The sequence below is a fragment of the Nocardia sp. CA-145437 genome, assembly GCF_050956485.1.
GTDB lineage: Bacteria > Actinomycetota > Actinomycetes > Mycobacteriales > Mycobacteriaceae > Nocardia.
On the sequence record NZ_CP191204.1, the window covers coordinates 2838439 to 2853903 of the forward strand.

At 69.1% G+C, this 15465-nt stretch carries 14 protein-coding genes; 8 read left to right on the plus strand and 6 right to left on the minus strand.

The annotated features are described in order from the left end of the window. Positions 1-21 precede the first annotated feature (21 nt). On the minus strand, positions 22-972 hold the full coding sequence (locus ACQPYY_RS13010; protein WP_433593911.1) for a serine/threonine dehydratase: 951 nt from the start codon (positions 970-972) through the stop codon (positions 22-24). A 121-nt stretch (positions 973-1093) separates the two neighbouring features. Between ACQPYY_RS13010 and ACQPYY_RS13015 the strand changes: the two genes are divergently transcribed. The 4 genes from ACQPYY_RS13015 (at position 1094) to ACQPYY_RS13030 (ending at position 4291) form a co-directional block, all read left to right on the plus strand. Next, the gene (locus ACQPYY_RS13015; protein WP_433593912.1) at positions 1094-1744 is read left to right on the plus strand and encodes a TetR/AcrR family transcriptional regulator C-terminal domain-containing protein; all 651 of its coding nucleotides are present in this window, start codon (positions 1094-1096) and stop codon (positions 1742-1744) included. 60 nt (positions 1745-1804) lie between these two features. Then, positions 1805-2500 (plus strand): hydrogen peroxide-dependent heme synthase, encoded by a 696-nt coding sequence (gene hemQ / locus ACQPYY_RS13020; protein ID WP_433593913.1) that lies wholly within the window; start codon positions 1805-1807, stop codon positions 2498-2500. A gap of 320 nt (positions 2501-2820) precedes the next feature. Then, positions 2821-3276 (plus strand): alanine:cation symporter family protein, encoded by a 456-nt coding sequence (locus ACQPYY_RS13025; protein WP_433593914.1) that lies wholly within the window; start codon positions 2821-2823, stop codon positions 3274-3276. Positions 3277-3328: 52 nt separating this feature from the next. Further along, positions 3329-4291, plus strand: coding sequence for an acyl-ACP desaturase (locus tag ACQPYY_RS13030; protein ID WP_433593915.1), 963 nt, complete (start codon positions 3329-3331; stop codon positions 4289-4291). Between the two features lie 2 nt (positions 4292-4293). Here the strand turns inward: ACQPYY_RS13030 and msrB are convergent, their stop codons facing one another. The 3 genes from msrB to ACQPYY_RS13045 form a co-directional block, all read right to left on the minus strand. Further along, complete coding sequence (gene msrB / locus ACQPYY_RS13035) at positions 4294-4746, minus strand: peptide-methionine (R)-S-oxide reductase MsrB (protein WP_433593916.1); 453 nt, start codon at positions 4744-4746, stop codon at positions 4294-4296. A gap of 9 nt (positions 4747-4755) precedes the next feature. Then, positions 4756-6042, minus strand: coding sequence for a glycosyltransferase family 87 protein (locus ACQPYY_RS13040; RefSeq protein ID WP_433593917.1), 1287 nt, complete (start codon positions 6040-6042; stop codon positions 4756-4758). Between the two features lie 355 nt (positions 6043-6397). Next, complete coding sequence (locus ACQPYY_RS13045) at positions 6398-7960, minus strand: alpha/beta fold hydrolase (RefSeq protein WP_433593918.1); 1563 nt, start codon at positions 7958-7960, stop codon at positions 6398-6400. Positions 7961-8192: 232 nt separating this feature from the next. Between ACQPYY_RS13045 and zapE the strand changes: the two genes are divergently transcribed. The 3 genes from zapE to ACQPYY_RS13060 all read left to right on the plus strand — a co-directional run bounded on the left by zapE (position 8193) and on the right by ACQPYY_RS13060 (position 12401). After that, on the plus strand, positions 8193-9215 hold the full coding sequence (gene zapE / locus ACQPYY_RS13050; protein WP_379097110.1) for a cell division protein ZapE: 1023 nt from the start codon (positions 8193-8195) through the stop codon (positions 9213-9215). A 146-nt stretch (positions 9216-9361) separates the two neighbouring features. Then, positions 9362-10165, plus strand: coding sequence for a tyrosine-protein phosphatase (locus ACQPYY_RS13055; RefSeq protein ID WP_433593919.1), 804 nt, complete (start codon positions 9362-9364; stop codon positions 10163-10165). A gap of 310 nt (positions 10166-10475) precedes the next feature. Further along, entirely contained in the window at positions 10476-12401 is a 1926-nt protein-coding gene (locus ACQPYY_RS13060) for an ABC-F family ATP-binding cassette domain-containing protein (protein WP_433593920.1), read from the plus strand. On the opposite strand, the gene ACQPYY_RS13065 is transcribed toward ACQPYY_RS13060, so the two are convergent. Continuing rightward, positions 12382-12918, minus strand: coding sequence for a GNAT family N-acetyltransferase (locus ACQPYY_RS13065; protein WP_433593921.1), 537 nt, complete (start codon positions 12916-12918; stop codon positions 12382-12384). The genes ACQPYY_RS13060 and ACQPYY_RS13065 overlap by 20 nt on opposite strands. Before the next feature lie 8 nt (positions 12919-12926). Then, positions 12927-14159 carry an MFS transporter gene (locus ACQPYY_RS13070; protein ID WP_433593922.1) on the minus strand — a complete coding sequence of 411 codons (1233 nt, stop codon included), beginning with the start codon at positions 14157-14159 and terminating at the stop codon, positions 12927-12929. Between the two features lie 316 nt (positions 14160-14475). Between ACQPYY_RS13070 and ACQPYY_RS13075 the strand changes: the two genes are divergently transcribed. Further along, positions 14476-15459, plus strand: coding sequence for a hypothetical protein (locus tag ACQPYY_RS13075; protein ID WP_433593923.1), 984 nt, complete (start codon positions 14476-14478; stop codon positions 15457-15459). Positions 15460-15465 lie beyond the last annotated feature (6 nt).

The window sequence follows — 15465 nt, forward strand, 5'->3', positions numbered from 1 at the left end:
GGTGTCAGTGATCGTCGAGTGTCATCGTGCGACGAGGTCGGCCGGGTCGGTGTTCGCGCCGCACACGACAACCGCCACCGTCTCGCCGGGCGAGGGGACGTAGACGCCGGACAGCAGGGCTGCCAGGGCGGTCGCGGCTCCGTGTTCGACGGCGAGTCGCCGAGTGTCCCACAGGGTTTGGCGGGCGGAGGCGATCTGCTCGTCGGTGACCAGGACCGACCGGACGTCGCCCGCGGCGGCGGCGGACAGGGCGATGGGGGTGACGCGGCGCGCGCCCAGGGAGTCGGCGGCGACGGAGTCGATGTCGACGTCGACGGGTGCCCCGGCGGCGAGGGCGGCGTTGAAGGCGCGGCAGTTCTCGGGTTCGACGGCGACCACCCGCACGCCGTGGTGGTTGGCGGACACCGTGATTCCGGCGAGCAACCCGCCGCCACCGACCGCGACCAGCACGGTGTCGAGGTCCGGGAGCTGGGCGACGATCTCCTCCAGGAGGGTCCCCGCGCCCGCCGCGATGTACGGGTCGTCGTAGGCGTGGGAGCGCAGCGCCCCGCTGACCGCCGCGAACCGCTCGCATTCGGCGGCCGCCTCGGCGTATCCGCCGTTGCCGCACAGCACCTGCGCGCCGTGCGTCCGGAGCCGAGCCAGTTTGACGGCGGGGGTGGCGTCGGGCAGGAACACCGTGGCGCTGGAGCCCACCAGTCGCGCCGCCCACGCTCCCGCCACGCCCGCGTTACCGCCGGAGGCCAGCGTGATGCCGACCCTCGGCAGCCGCCCCCGGGCCTGGTGCGCCAGCACGAAATTCGCGGCCCCCCGCGCCTTGAAACTGCCCGTGTGCTGCATGTGCTCGAGCGCCAGCCAGACGTCCCCGGCCACCGGCACCGTCTCGGTGTCCGCCCGGGCGAGCACGACGGACCGGGTGTGTCCGGCGATCCGTTCGGCCGCGGTCGTCACGTCGGCATGGGTCAACTGCACGTGCGCTCTTTTCGCTCGATCTGGTCAGACTTCCGGTCGGGCACGTTGTTCCGCGCGCACGGCCTGCGGGAACCCCCGGGCCGATCGACCCCCTGGTTACACTGTAACTTACGATGGATACATGCCCAGGAACTCCCAGTCGCTGGCCGAGGCGACTCCCGAGGCGATCGCCCGCGCGGGGTTGGAGATCATCGAATCCCGAGGCGCGAGCGAGCTGAGTTTCCGCGGCATCGCCGCGCATCTGCGGGTCTCGCACACTACCGTGGTGCGCCGCGGCGGCGGCGATTTCAACGGCCTGGTCGAACTCGTGGCGGACGTCCTGGCCCTGGACCTCCCCGAGGTTCCGCCCGGCTCCGGCGACTGGTCGGAGTCCACCGAGCGCCGGTTCTCGGCCTGGTACGACCTGCTCACCGCCTACCCGGGCCTGGTCATGCTGCGCGGCCCGCGCCCGTGGGTGGGTCACCGCATCCTGGCCCGGCTCACCGAACCGCAACTGGCCGACAACATCTCGCTCGGGCTGACCCCGGAGCAGTCGTTCTTCGCCTACCGCGAGTGCTATCTCTACACGCTGGGCTGCGCGAGCCTGGTCGAGTTCCGCGACCGCAAACCCACCCAGCTCGCCACCCGGGGCCGCCTGGCCGCCCTGGATCCCGATGAATTCCCGATCATGGCAACCCATCTGGACACCGTCACCGAATTGCTCACCAGCGACGCCGTCTTCCACGACGGCCTGCGCCGCATCATCGCCTCCTGGGCGGCCACCGCCCGCTGAATCCGCTGTCCGTCCTGCCCGATTCCGGGCGGTCGGAGGGGCAGTGGCACGATGGGGGCCATGGCGCGACTCGACTTCAAGGCCCTCAACGACACCATCCGCTACCTCATGTTCTCGGTGTTCCAGGTGGAGCCCGGCGAGCTCGGTGAGAACCGCACGGCGGCGATCAAGGAGGCCACGGCCTTCTTCGAGTCGCTCGAGGAGCGCGGTGTCGTGGTGCGCGGCATCTACGACGTCGCGGGTCTGCGCGCCGACGCCGACTTCATGATCTGGTGGCACGCGGAGCAGATCGAGGATCTACAGGCCGCGTACTCCGATTTCCGCCGCGTCACCGAGCTGGGCCAGATCTCGAACCCGGTGTGGAGCCAGGCCGCGCTGCACCGCCCGGCCGAGTTCAACAAGTCCCACATCCCCGCGTTCCTGGCGGGCGAGGAGGCGGGCAACTACATCTGCGTGTACCCGTTCGTGCGCTCCTACGACTGGTACCTGCTGCCCGACGAGGATCGTCGCAAGATGCTCGCCGACCACGGCAAGGCCGCCCGCGACTACCCGGACGTGCGCGCCAACACGGTCGCGTCCTTCGCCCTGGGCGACTACGAGTGGATCCTCGCGTTCGAGGCCCCGGAGCTGCACCGCATCGTGGACCTGATGCGCGATCTGCGCGCCACCGAGGCGCGCCGGCATGTGCGCGAGGAGATTCCGTTCTTCACCGGTCCGCGCGTGGAGCTCGAGCAGCTGATCAACGCGCTGCCCTGACGTGTTCGGCGGGTTGCCGCGGCGGTCGTTGCCGCACGGTAACCCGCTGCCTGCCCGCAGAATTCGGGGCATGCGCGACATCGGGGGCCGCCCATAGAGTTTCTGCGAGCCGATCCGCCTGTGCCGCCCGAGGGGTGTGGCCCGCGCGTGGTCGGTTCGACGCGGTAGCGCTTGTTTGCGGGCGCGGGACATCTCTCGCCCTCGAACACGTGCTCCCCGCGGCGCATCGCGACTGGCCGGGTTCGAGAAGCCACATCTGACAGTTGCCGGTCGATAGCCTCAATAGGTGCACACCCTCGACTCCGCGATCGTCGACATCAATGACGCCATCGTGCACGGCGTTCATCATCCTCACCGCGAATCCGGTGAGGTCGGAGCGTCGCGGCGCCGACATCACCCGGCGCTCGCTCGAGCAGACCCTGGGCGCGTGGTCGGGTCACACGCTGACGGTGATCGTGGTGATGCTCGCGTTCAGTTCTCTGATCGGCAATTACTACTACGGGGAGGCTGATGTCGAATTCCTGACCACCAGCCGGCCGGTGCAGCTCGGTTATCGAATGCTGGTGCTGCCGGCCGTATTCGGCGGTGCGCTGGGGTCACCGAACCTGGTGTGGAATCTCGTCGATGTATTCATGGGCGTGATGGCGCTGGTCAATCTGGCCGCGAAAGATCCGGTATATGTGCACAACTCGGATATAGCGGACCCGTCGGGTGTCGAATGCCGGCAGGACTCGCCGATGCGGCAGTCGGCATGGGAGCCCGACAGACTACTGTGAGCGCGATCGATTGGTCTGCAAGTTTGTCTCTACCGACATCGGAGGGCTTTGCATGGCGAAAGAATTGACGCAACTCGAGCTGCTGACCGAATTGGAACCGGTCGTCGGCCAGAATATCGATCGGCACCTCGCCATCGCCAAGGAGTGGAATCCGCACGATTACATTCCGTGGGACGAGGGCTACAACTTCGCCGCGATGGGCGGAACCGATTGGGAGCCCGGGCAATCCAGGCTCTCGGAGGTCGCCAAGGTCGCGATGATCACCAATCTGCTCACCGAGGACAATCTTCCGTCCTACCACCGCACCATCGCCGAGAATTTCTCGATGGACGGCGCGTGGGGCACCTGGGTGGGCCGCTGGACGGCCGAGGAGAACCGCCACGGCATCGCCATGCGCGACTACCTGGTCGTCACCCGTGCGGTCGATCCGGTCGCGCTCGAGCACGACCGGATGGTGCACATGACCCGCGGCGTGAACGCGCCCGTGGGCTTCGGCGGGGTGATGGACCAGGTCGCCTATGTCACCTTCCAGGAGCTCGCCACCCGCGTCAGCCACCGCAGCACCGGCCGCGTGTGCGAGGACCCGGTCTGTGACCGCCTGCTCGCCCGCATCGCCGCGGACGAGAACCTGCACATGATCTTCTACCGCAATGTCGCGGGGGCCGCGATCGACCTCGCCCCGGATCAGGCCATCGAATGCATCAATTCGGTGGTGATGAACTTCGCGATGCCGGGCCACGGCATGCCGAACTGGCGGCGCAACGGCGTACTCATGGTCAAGCACGGCATCTACGATTTACGGCAGCACCTCGACGAGGTCCTGTGGCCCGTGCTGAAGATCTGGAAGATCTTCGAGCGCGACGACTTCACCGCGCGCGGCGAGAAGGCCCGGGAGGAACTGGGCCTGTACATGGAGAACCTCGAGAAGGACGTCATCCGATTCGAGGAACAGCGGGCCCGCATCCTGGCGCGGGAAGCGGCCAAGGCCGAGAGCGGTCTCGCCGCCAGCCGGTGAGCTCAGCTGGTGGAGTCCTCCGCGGGCCGCAGTCGCAGTGAGAGGGAGTTGATGCAGTAGCGCTTGTCCGTGGGCGTGGGGTAACCCTCGCCCTCGAACACGTGCCCCAGGTGACTGTGGCAGTTGGCGCACAGCACCTCGACGCGTCGCATGCCCAGGGAGTCGTCCTCCACCAGCACCACCGCGTCCGACTCGGCCGGGTCGAAGAACGACGGCCAGCCGCAGTGCGAATGGAATTTCTCGGTGCTGCGGAACAATTCGGCCCCGCAGGCCCGGCAGGAGTAGACGCCCTCGGTCTCGGTGTCGGTGTATTCGCCCGTGAACGCCCGCTCGGTGCCCGCTTCGCGCAGGACGCGGTATTCGTCCGGGGTCAGTTTGGTGCGCCATTCCTGCGGGGTGAGCTGGATGCGCGGGACCGGCAGAGCGGTCGGGGTGGGTTCGGCGTCGGAACTCATGGCTCCACGCTAGTACGCCGCGCCTGCCTTGGTCCGGGGCGCGACGACCGGTTCCGGTTCGGCGGCGGCCCACTCGGGGTGCATCCAGGCCGGGTCCAGGGACTTGCCGGCCCGCAGCCGGCCCTCGCGCTTGGCGGCCAGGTAGCGATCACCGAGGACGCAGAACGCGACGATGAGCAGCAGGCCCCAGCCGAAGGTGGTGCGCAGGTACTCGACCACGCGGCCGGGGTGCTGCCAGCGGTCGGAGAGCCACTTGTCGTAGGACATGAACCCGAACACCGCGACCCAGGCGGGCCAGTTGCGCATCACCGAGTTCGGCAGCACCACGGTCATCAGCAGCGGGAACAGGTACATCGAGTAGTACATCTGGCCCAGCGAGCCGAGCAGCAGGGTCGCGGTGATCATGATGCCCGCCGAGGTGCACACGAAGAACACCTCGTCCTCGCGGTAGTAGCGGTACAGCATCCACAGCGTGAGCGCCACGATGGCGGCCATGGCGATCCGGATGACCCAGACCAGCCAGTCGGCGACGCCGTAGTAGGCGCCGTTGCCGACGATCGCGCTGTTGAAGTAGTCGCGCGACTCGGTCAGGTAGGGCAGCGTGTGCGACCAGAACTGGTCGAAGTCGACGATCAGCGGCCATGCGATCAGGTTGAGCGCCACCGGGATTCCGAGCGCGGTGATGAACACCTTCCACTGCCCGCGGGCCAGCGCGATCAGCAGCAGCGGCGCCAGCAGCGGCCCCTTGACCGCGATCGCCAGGCCGAGCGCGACGCCCGCCCACAGATCCTTGCGCTTCAGGATCAGGGGGATGAACACCATCATCGACAGGAACAGGCAGCCGTTGATATTGGTGAACACCAGCGTGTTCGTGACCGTCTCGGAGGCGAACATGCCCAGCAGCAGCGCGGGCGCGGCCACCGACTTCAGCGAGTAGTCGAACAGCTTGAGCAGCAGGTACCAGGCCAGCAGGATGGCGATCGCGTTGACCAGGATGAACCCCCACCGCGACTTCTCCGGGTCCAGGATGGCCAGCGGCGAGATCAGCAGCGTCCCGCTCGGCGGGTACAGGTAGTGGGGGTCGGTGGTGTCGTAGTTCTCACCGTAGATGGCGTGGTGGTTGAGGAACGCCAGCGAGGCGTTGTACACCGGACGGAAGTCGTCGGTGATGAACCCGTTGACAGCCTTGATGAACACCCGGTTCAGCACCGTGAGTATCGCGAACGGCCACAGGACGAAGTTCAGTACTTCGGATGTGGTGCGAGCGGTGCGGGGCTCGAGCTGGCGAAGGAACACTCGGGCACGGTACACCGAATCCCCGCGTCACACATGCGCCGACTCCCCCGCCTCCCCGAATATTCAGCGGGTGGCTCGGGTCCCGTCGCCGGTTTCGCATCCGTGCCGGCGGCTGGGAGCCGAACCGATTCTGGGCGTACCCGGGGAGTTACCCCGACCGTTGCGAGATCAGTGGTCGCGTTGGCCTACGGAGGGACAGCTCGACGCACCATCGTCGCGAAGGTCGGCCTTGCCGGACCAGGGTGTCGGCCGCCGCTGAGGGACAGCCGACGGGTCGTCGCCGGCGCGGTCGGCCATAGTCGATGGAGGTTGCCGGTCCCTATTCTCGAGCCCGCGAAGGCGCGCGGCCGCGGTGTCAGGCGGGGCACGCGGTGCCGTCGGCGGGGAGCTTTCCTTCCTTCAGGTAGTCGGCGAGGGACTGCTGGGCGCAGCCGGAGTGGGCGAAGGTCGGGTGGCCCCAGCCCTGCCAGACGACGGTGGCGGTGCGGGCTCCCGCGGTGCCGAGGGCACCGGTCACGGTGGGGCGCCCGTCCTGGCCGGTGACCGGGTCGGCGCTGCCGCCGATGACCAGCACCGGAAGGGTGAGCTTGTCGGGCAGTGCCATGGGGGTGGCGGCGGGCCAGGCCGAGCAGGCCATCAGGTCGATGGCCGCGACCTTGCCGAACACCGGATAGTGGGTGGCCCAGGCGGTTTCGAGTTCCTTGGCCTTGCCGGGGGTGGAGGGCTCGTGATTGTCGGTGCAGCGGTTGACGTATTCGCCGTCGGTGGCGATCGCGGCGGTGGCGCGCAGCACGAACGGGGTGATCGGGCCGCGGTCGCCCTTGCCGAGGGCGGTCAGGGCGTCGGCGAATTCGGTGATCTGCTGGTTGCCGTGGGCGCGGGAGTCGCCGAGGTAACCGCTCAGCGTGGTCACGAACGCGGAGGCGGACAGATCGGGCAGCTGCCCGGCGGCGGCCCGGTTGGCGAGGTCGACGACCGTCGCGCGCGGATCGGCGCCGAGCGAGCAGTTCAGGGAGGCGCAACGCTGCGCGTAGGCGGTGAGCGCGGCCTCCTGGCCCTTCACCTTCTGCTCGGCGCGCCCGTTGGCGTCGAGCCCGACAGCCTGGGGCGAGTCGAGGATCAGACGGCCCAGTTTCGGTCCGTACTTGCGCGCGTAGTTCAGCGCCACGTTCGCGCCGGTGCCGGTGCCCAGCAGCGCGATGTGGTCCACCTGCAACTGCTTGCGCAGCTGTTCGATGTCGTCGGCGGCGTGCGGCGCGTCGTAGAGGCCCTGGCCCGGGGCCAGGAAGTCCAGGCAGGCCACGGTGGCCTCGCGGCCGGCGGTCGCCATGGCGTCCACGGGATCGGTTGTGCCGCGCGTGAATTGGGCCTGGTCGGCCAGCACCCGGCGTTGCGGGTCGGTCATACAGCTGACCGGCACCGAGCTGCCGATGCCGCGCCGGTCCACCGCGATGACGGGCCGCGCGGCCAGCAGCGCGCTGGCGGGCCCGGCCGCGAGTCCGGCCAGGGTGGAGGTGGAGGACCGGTCGGATCCGGAGGTCAGCACCAGCGGCGCCACGTCCTTGGGCGTCCGGTCGTAGCGGGCGCGCAGCACCGCGTTCTTGAAGATGCCCGACACATTGCCCGCGATATCGATCTGCGCGGTGTACTCGGCGCATTCGAGCACCAGACCCTGCGGCGGCGCGCCGAGCGAGAGCAGGCTGAACGTCGGTGCGGTGCAGTCCTTCCACTGCAATTCCGCCTTGGGCACCTCGGGTGCGGGCGGGGGCGTGTCGGCGGGCGCGGTGGTGGGGGCGTTTCCGGCCTGGTGCGGGTGTTCCACGGCGACGGCGGGCCGGTCGGACGGCCCGGCCCCGCAGGCGGTGGTCACCAATACCGTCAGTGTCGACGCCAGCAGAGCGGCCCGAGTCCAGCGCATGCGCTACAGCCTGCCAGGTCGGGCACGCGGTTTCAGCCTCGGGTGCGGGCGCGTTGGACATCGGATGCAATCCGCGTCGGGTGCGGGATGCAATCCGCGTCAGGTGCGGGATGCGATCCGCGTCGGGTGCGGGATGCGATCCGGGTGCGGGCGCGGACGGGTTCTGTGAGCTGAATCGCATTCGGCACATGCTGCGTAAAGCCCCACGCGGGCCCGGATCTACGCTGACGCAGTGCAGAAACGCCTCGTCGACAGCCACCCGGAGGTTCCGGCCGACCAGCTCGTGGCCCAGATGGTTCCGCCGCCCACCTTCGACGAGGTGAGCTTCGGTTCCTACATCCCGGATCCGAAGGAACCGTCGCAGGCCGCGGCCGTGCTGAAGGCCGAACTGTTCGCCGATCAGGTCACCAAGCTGCGTAAGGCAGCGGACAAGAAGAGCCTGTTCGGCAAGAAGAAGCCGGTGCAGGGCATCGGCCTGTATCTCGACGGCGGCTTCGGCGTGGGCAAGACCCACCTGCTGGCCTCGATCTTCCACAGCGTGCCGAACCCGAAGTCGTTCGGCACCTTCGGTGAGCTCACCAATCTGGTTGGCGCGCTGGGCTTCAACAACGCCGTGGAGCGGCTGTCGGCCAACAGCGTGCTGTGCATCGACGAGTTCGAGCTCGACGATCCGGGCGACACCATGCTGGTCTCGCGGCTGCTGACCGAGCTGACCGCGCGCGGCGTCTCGGTGGTGGCGACCTCCAACACCCTGCCGGGCCAGCTGGGCGAGGGCCGTTTCGCGGCGCAGGACTTCCTGCGCGAGATCAAGAAGCTGGGTTCGCTGTTCGAGCCGATCCGCGTGGACGGCCCCGACTACCGGCACCGCGATCTGCCGCCCGCCCCGGAGCCGACCTCGCAGGAGCTGCTGGTCGAACGGGCCACGGCCACACCGGATTCCACGCTCGACGACTTCGACGAGCTGTTGAAGCACCTGAGCACCCTGCACCCGTCCCGCTACGGCGCGCTGATCAGCGGCGTGTCGGCGGTGTACGTCTCGGGCGTGCACCCGGTCACCGATCAGGCTGTCGCACTGCGCATCGTGGTGCTGGCCGACCGGCTCTACGACGCGGGTACCCCGGTGACGGTGTCGGGCGCGAAGCTGGACGAGATCTTCACCCAGGAGATGCTCGACGGCGGCTACCGCAAGAAGTACCTGCGCGCGATCTCGCGTCTGCTGGCGCTGTCGCGTTTCGAGGCTCCGGTTCACGCCTGATCCGGTTCCGGTGGGCTCGGGGTCTCCGGTGAGATCCCGGGCGTTGCCCACCCCGGTGGCTTTCATAGTTTGCCGGGGTAATAGATTTCGGTGGTCAGCCAAAACCGGGTCGAATTCGGTTTTCGGCCCCGGAAGGGAGCCCCACCTTGCGTAACCGTGCTGTTCAGGCCGCCGCGGCGGTCACCATCGCCCTGTCCGCGAGTCTCGGTTCGGTGGCGACCGCCTTCGCCGCCGACCCGCCGGCCGCCACCAGCAGCGTGCTGGTCAACACCGACGGCCGGGCCCTCGGCCTGACCGGTGTGCTCAACGCCCGCGACGCCGGCGGCTACCGGACCGCTGACGGCCACACCGTGCGCACCGGCCTGGTCTTCCGCACCGGCGAATTGAGCAAGGCCACCGACGCCGACCTGGCCAAGCTCACCGCCGACAACGTGGTCTCCGTACACGACCTGCGCACCAGCTATGAGCAGCTGATGGGTCGGGACAAGGTGCCCGCCGGCGCCACCGAGCACCACGACGACATCATCGGCCAGGCCCCGCCGCAGGTGCTGGCCTCCACCCTGTCCGCGGGCACCGCCCTCTACAGCGCCTTCATCACCGCGCCCGGCGCGAACGAGGGCTTCGCGAACGTGCTGCGCGACATCGCCTACAACCCCGGCGGCGTGCTGTTCCACTGCACCGCGGGCAAGGACCGCACCGGCTGGACCTCGGCGGTGCTGCTCACCCTCCTGGGCGTGGACAAGGACACGGTCTACTACGACTACCTGCTGTCGAACTACTACCGCGGCGCCAAGGACGGCGACATGCTCAACGGCGTGACCGCCTCGGCGCTGGACTCGGCCTTCGACCAGGCGACCAAGAGCTATGGCAGCTTCGACGGCTACGTGCGCGACGGGCTGAAGCTGACCGACGCGGACATCGCCGCACTGAAGGCGAAACTGCTGGCCTGACAAGGCGTTTCACACTGCGTGAGCAGCACGGTCGAGCGCCGGGCGGGTGATCCCGCCCGGCGCTCGCCGTGTTTGTGATCCAGATCAAAGTGGTTGACGACCCCGCCGCGTCACCGCTACCGTTCGAGTCCTCATGGGTTTCGGTTTCCTTTTCTTGTGATCGCGTCGCCGCGTTGAGCACCTGCTCCGCCGCGACTCCCTCCCCACGTGTATCCGCTGGTCAGTGGCTCGTATTCGCCTGTCGGCGACAGATTTTCGCGTGGGTTCCGCCACGATCCGGCTCGTCCGCGAGCCAGAACAGGAGACCCCTGTGCCTACCCTCCAACCCTCCGCGGTATCCCAGCTGACCCTGTCCGGCGTCACCAAGCGCTACACCGATCGCGTGGTGCTCGACGAGGTGAGCCTGTCCATCCGGCCCGGTGAGAAGGTCGGCATCGTCGGCGACAACGGGGCCGGGAAGTCGACTCTGTTGCGGCTCATCGCCGGTCGCGACCGGCCCGACAACGGTGATGTCGTCGTGCGGGCGGCGGGCGGTGTCGGCTATTTGACGCAAACCCTGGAGCTCCCGCCCGCCTCGACCGTCGCCGACGCGATCGACCTGGCGCTCAGCGATTTCCGGGACCTGGAGTCCCGGATGCGCACGGCCGAAGCCGATCTCGTCGCCCCGGGCCCGCTCGGCAAGCGGCTCGCCGCGTACACCGATCTGGTGGCCCGCTTCGAGGCGCGCGGCGGCTACACGGTCGATGCCCGGGTGGACGCGGCCCTGCACGGCCTGGGCCTGCCGGACCTGGACCGAAATCGACTGCTGGGCACGCTGTCCGGCGGTCAGCGGCGGCGGCTGGCGCTGGCGGCCACCCTGGCCTCGTCGCCGGAACTGCTGCTGCTCGACGAGCCCGCCAACGATCTCGACGACAGTGCGGTCGAATGGCTGGAACGTCACCTGCGGGAGCATTCGGGCACGGTGGTCGCGGTGACCCACGACCGCGTCTTCCTCGAGCGCATCACCAAGATCGTGCTCGAGGTGGACGGCGGCGCGGTCACCCGCCACGGCAACGGCTACGCCGGCTACCTCACCGCCAAGGCCGCCGAACGCCACCGCCGGCACCAGGAGCACGACCGCTGGCGTGCCGAACTGTCCCGCAACCGCCGCCTCGCGGAGTCGAATGTCGCACGCCTGGACGCGATTCCGCGCAAACTCCCCCTGGCGGTCTTCGCCGCGGGTCCCTTCCGGACCCGCAGCCGCGGCCACGGCGCGCAATCCCGCATCCGCAACGCCAAGGAAAGGGTCTCCCGCCTGACCACGAATCCCATCGCCCCACCCCCGGACCCGCTCCGCTTCACCGCCGATCTCGCCCTCCCGGGCGCGCCGGCCGCGCCGCAGCCGGAGTCGGTTCTGCCAGTAGATCCGGCGGTGTCGCAGGAGCCGGTGGCCTCGGTAGATCCGGTGGTGCTGCACGAGTCCGTGGCGTCACCAGATCCAGCGGTGCCGCGGCAGTCCCTGGCGTCGTTCGATCCGGTGGTGTCGCCGGAACAGGCGCGGTCACTCGGCGCTGCGGAGCTGCTGGGTCGGGCGATGCCGTCCGGCGCGGCGCTGCCGCCGGTCGCCGAGTTGAGTTCGGTTGTGGTGCAGGGCCGTTTGCGTCTGGCCGGGCTGCGGATCGGTGCGGCCGATCGGCTGCTGGTGACCGGGCCCAATGGCGCGGGCAAGACCACGCTGCTGCGGCTGCTGGCCGGTGAGCTGGCCGCCGACTCGGGCGTGGTCACGGTCCGCGGCCGGGTCGGGCATCTGCGACAGGAGGAGACGTCGGGTCCGGCGGATCGAACGGTGCTGGAGGCGTTCGCGGCCGGCCGCACGGGCTATCCGGACGAGCATGCCGACGCGCTGCTGGCGCTGGGCCTGTTCCGCCCGGCCGACCTGGGCCTGCGGTTGGGCGAGCTGTCCTACGGTCAGCGGCGCCGTGTCGAACTGGCCCGGCTGGTCACCGATCCGGTGGATCTGCTCCTGCTCGACGAGCCGACCAACCACCTGTCCCCGAGCCTGGTCGAGGATCTGGAGCAGGCCCTGGACGGCTACACCGGTGCGGTGGTCCTGGTGACCCACGATCGCCGTATGCGGCAGCGGTTCCGGGGCAGCCACGTCGAATTGGTCGCGGGCGATGCCGAATCGGCGGTTGCCGGTGCGGTCGCCGCTCGCGGGCGGCGTGTCAGAACCGGGGTCAGAACCGGTGCAGCATGACGTAGTCGTGGTGGAGCCGGCTGCCGACGGTGAAGGTCTTGGTGCCGGCCACGGTGAAGCCGTGTTTGGTGTAGAAGCGCTGGGCGCGCACGTTCTCCTGGTTCACGCCCAGCCACACCGCGATGTCGCCGCCGGTGCGCGCCGTCTCCAGGGCGGCGCGCATCAGGGTCGCGGACACTCCGTTGCCGTGCTGGCCCGGCAGCACGTACATCTTGCTGAGTTCGGTCACCGGGCGCTGTGTGACGACGGCGGCGACGTCGGGGTTCGCGGGCGGCATCGCGTTGAGCAGCGCGTAGCCGACGATCTTCTCGTCCAGGACCGCTTTGAGCACCGACCGTTCCCCGTCGTCGAGGTACTCGCGGAACCGGTCTGCCGACAGCACCTCCGCGATGAACGCCGCCATGTCATCCGGTGTCGATCCGGGCGGGCAGGCGAGGGGAAAGGTCACGGCGGCCACGGCGGCGAGCTCGTCGGCATCGTCCGCGACCGCCGGTTCGATTGCTACGGCGTCGCTCATGCGTCCAGTCAAGCAGGCTCCGCCGCTGGCTCGGTGGGCGAGGGGACCGTGGTGGCGCGCGGGTGGAAGACGCGCGCGAACCCGATCAGCAGCACCGCGAAGGCGAGCGGAATCGCGAATCCGGCCCGCATGTTCACGGCGTCGGCGAGCACACCCACCACCGCACCGCCGACCAGGGTGCCCGCGTAGTTGAACAGGTTGAGCCGCGCGATGAGCGCGTCGAGGTCGCGGCCACTGGTGAGTTGCCCGGCTTCGCTGAAGCACAGCGGCGCAATCACCGGCAAGCCGATTCCGGCGACCAGGAATCCGAGGATCGCCACCGCCGGTCCGGGTGCGGACACCACGATCACCAGGCCGATCGAGCCGACCGCGGCGGCGGTCCGCACCACGGTGCGCGGGCCGAAGCGGCGCACCCACAGGTCGCCGGTCAGGCGGCCGAGCAGCGAAGCGCCCTGATAGGCGGCCAGTGCGAGCGCGGCGGTCCGGGAGGACGACAGCAGTTCGTCCTTCAGGTACAGCGCCGACCAGTTGCCGACCGCGAGGTCGATGGCGAAGGCGAGCGCGATCACCGTGCCGAAGATCCAGAAGATGCGCACTGGCACCGAACTGGTCGTTTCCTGTTCGGCCGGACCCGCTTCGGCCTCGTCGGTGCCCAGCAGGCGCGGCCCGGCGGCCAGGCACCCGGCCAGCACCACGGCGGCGGCGATCAGGATGGAGATCGTCAGCGGCATGTCCAGCGTCTCGAACGCCGATACCAGCAGCGCGCCCGCGACCGATCCCGCGCTCCAGGCCGCATAGAACGAGACGAGCACGAAGCGGCCATAGCCGTGCTGAATGAACACCGCCTGCATGTTCGTTCCGGCGTCGACGATGCCCAGCGCGATGCCGTACACCGCGAGCGCCGCGAAGAGCGCGATCTTGTTCGGCGATACCGCGATCGCCACGCCCGCCACCACGATCAATGCCAGCCCGATCCGCAGCGCGGTCCGGCTCGACCAGCGCAGCGCGATCCGCTCGGCGGTGATGCTGCCGGCCCCGGCGAGCAGCGAGATCATCGCGACCGAGGCCACGATCAGGCCGTCGGTGAGCCCGAATTTGTCCTTCTGCTGCGGAAGTTCGGTGAGGATGACGGCCAGGAAGAACCCCTGCAGCGCGAACGCCACCGAGTTGGCGGCGCGCGCCGCCCTCAGGGTCGGGTGTAGCGCGCTGAGCTGCGGGTTCGGGGACTGCGGCGGGAGCATTTCGAAAGAGTAGCGGCGGGGGCGCGAGCGGGCATCCCGGACATCACCGGCGGCATCGCGGATGGACCGATTGGGGCGTGGCCGGTCACGACTATGGTCATGGCGCGAAGTTCGGTCTCGGCATCGCGGTCGACGATTACGAACCGCGACGCGCTTGATCACACGCGGCTCGCGGTTGCGTAACGAATCTGGTCGCTTTGCTGCCGGTGGGTGCATGCGCTGCGGCACTCTGGAAGTGACAGCTAGGGCTGGTGGTTTCCGATGAGGCGGGAGCGGCCCCTGCGGTGAGTGTGGTGGCTGGGGTGATCTTGTGAGCATGAGGCGAGCGGATGGTCAGCGCGACCGGTCGGTGGCTCTCGCCGACCCGGTCTCGCGCGTGAATCCCGCGGCGGCGGTGACGGATTCGCCGGCCGCGGCGGGCAAGGGTCGTGCCGCGGGCAACGGTCATGCGGCGGGGGAGCGGTGCCGGGAAACCGACTGTGCGGACTGCCGTCAGGATGTGCGACGGCTGGAGTTCTGGTTGCGCGGGCAGCTGCTCGCGGCCGGAGCCGAGGAGGTGCGCCTGGGTACGGTGGTCGGCGCGCACACTGTTGATGTGTTGTGGCGCAGGGGTGATCGCACCTGTGCGATCGAGGTATCCAGTGCGCCACCGGAATTGACGCGCGCCCGGCTGATCACGGCCGAGCTGCGGACCGGCGGGTGCGGTGAAGTCCTCTGGATCTGCCCGCCCGGGTTCTGGACCGCGCAGCTGCCCGCGCTGGGTCTCGACGATTTCGCCGCCGCGGGCCGCGAGTACCGGGTGACCGGCGGGCTGCTGACCGCCGGGCCGGGCGGTGTAGTGTCGGCGCGCCAAACCTCGTGCGAACTGGACGAATTCGTGACGGGCTGGGTGGCCGCCGAAATAGCGTTCGGCTGCCGCGACGAACACACGGGAGGATGGGCGACAGTGACCGACTGGGAGCGCCACACCCGCACGCAGGCCGCGGTCATCGCACGCCAGCGTCAGGAACTCACCAATCAGCGCACCGCGCTGGCGCTGGCCCGCAAGGCCACCCGCGACAAGTCCAAACAGCTGCTGCGCCTGAACCACCGCCTGGAGCGCGCCGAGATCGCGGCTCAGCAGCAGGCCGACGACCTGGCTCAGACCCGTCGCCGCATCGCCGACCACAATCGGGTGGACGCCACTTTGCGCCTGACGGTCGCGGCCCAGAAGTCGGCGATCATGCACTGGCAGCTGATCACCTGGTTCGCGGTCCTGGTGATCGTGACGTTCATCGCCGCGGGACTCGTCCTGAAGTAGACGATC

Bases quoted from the DNA above. Each gene is read 5' to 3' on its own strand.
- ACQPYY_RS13015 (WP_433593912.1), top strand. From the start codon at position 1,094: ATGCCCAGGAACTCCCAGTCGCTGGCCGAGGCGACTCCCGAGGCGATC.
- hemQ (WP_433593913.1), top strand. From the start codon at position 1,805: ATGGCGCGACTCGACTTCAAGGCCCTCAACGACACCATCCGCTACCTC.
- ACQPYY_RS13025 (WP_433593914.1), top strand. From the start codon at position 2,821: ATGACGCCATCGTGCACGGCGTTCATCATCCTCACCGCGAATCCGGTG.
- ACQPYY_RS13030 (WP_433593915.1), top strand. From the start codon at position 3,329: ATGGCGAAAGAATTGACGCAACTCGAGCTGCTGACCGAATTGGAACCG.
- msrB (WP_433593916.1), bottom strand. From the start codon at position 4,746: ATGAGTTCCGACGCCGAACCCACCCCGACCGCTCTGCCGGTCCCGCGC.
- ACQPYY_RS13045 (WP_433593918.1), bottom strand. From the start codon at position 7,960: ATGCGCTGGACTCGGGCCGCTCTGCTGGCGTCGACACTGACGGTATTG.
- ACQPYY_RS13065 (WP_433593921.1), bottom strand. From the start codon at position 12,918: ATGAGCGACGCCGTAGCAATCGAACCGGCGGTCGCGGACGATGCCGAC.
- ACQPYY_RS13070 (WP_433593922.1), bottom strand. From the start codon at position 14,159: ATGCTCCCGCCGCAGTCCCCGAACCCGCAGCTCAGCGCGCTACACCCG.
- ACQPYY_RS13075 (WP_433593923.1), top strand. From the start codon at position 14,476: ATGAGGCGAGCGGATGGTCAGCGCGACCGGTCGGTGGCTCTCGCCGAC.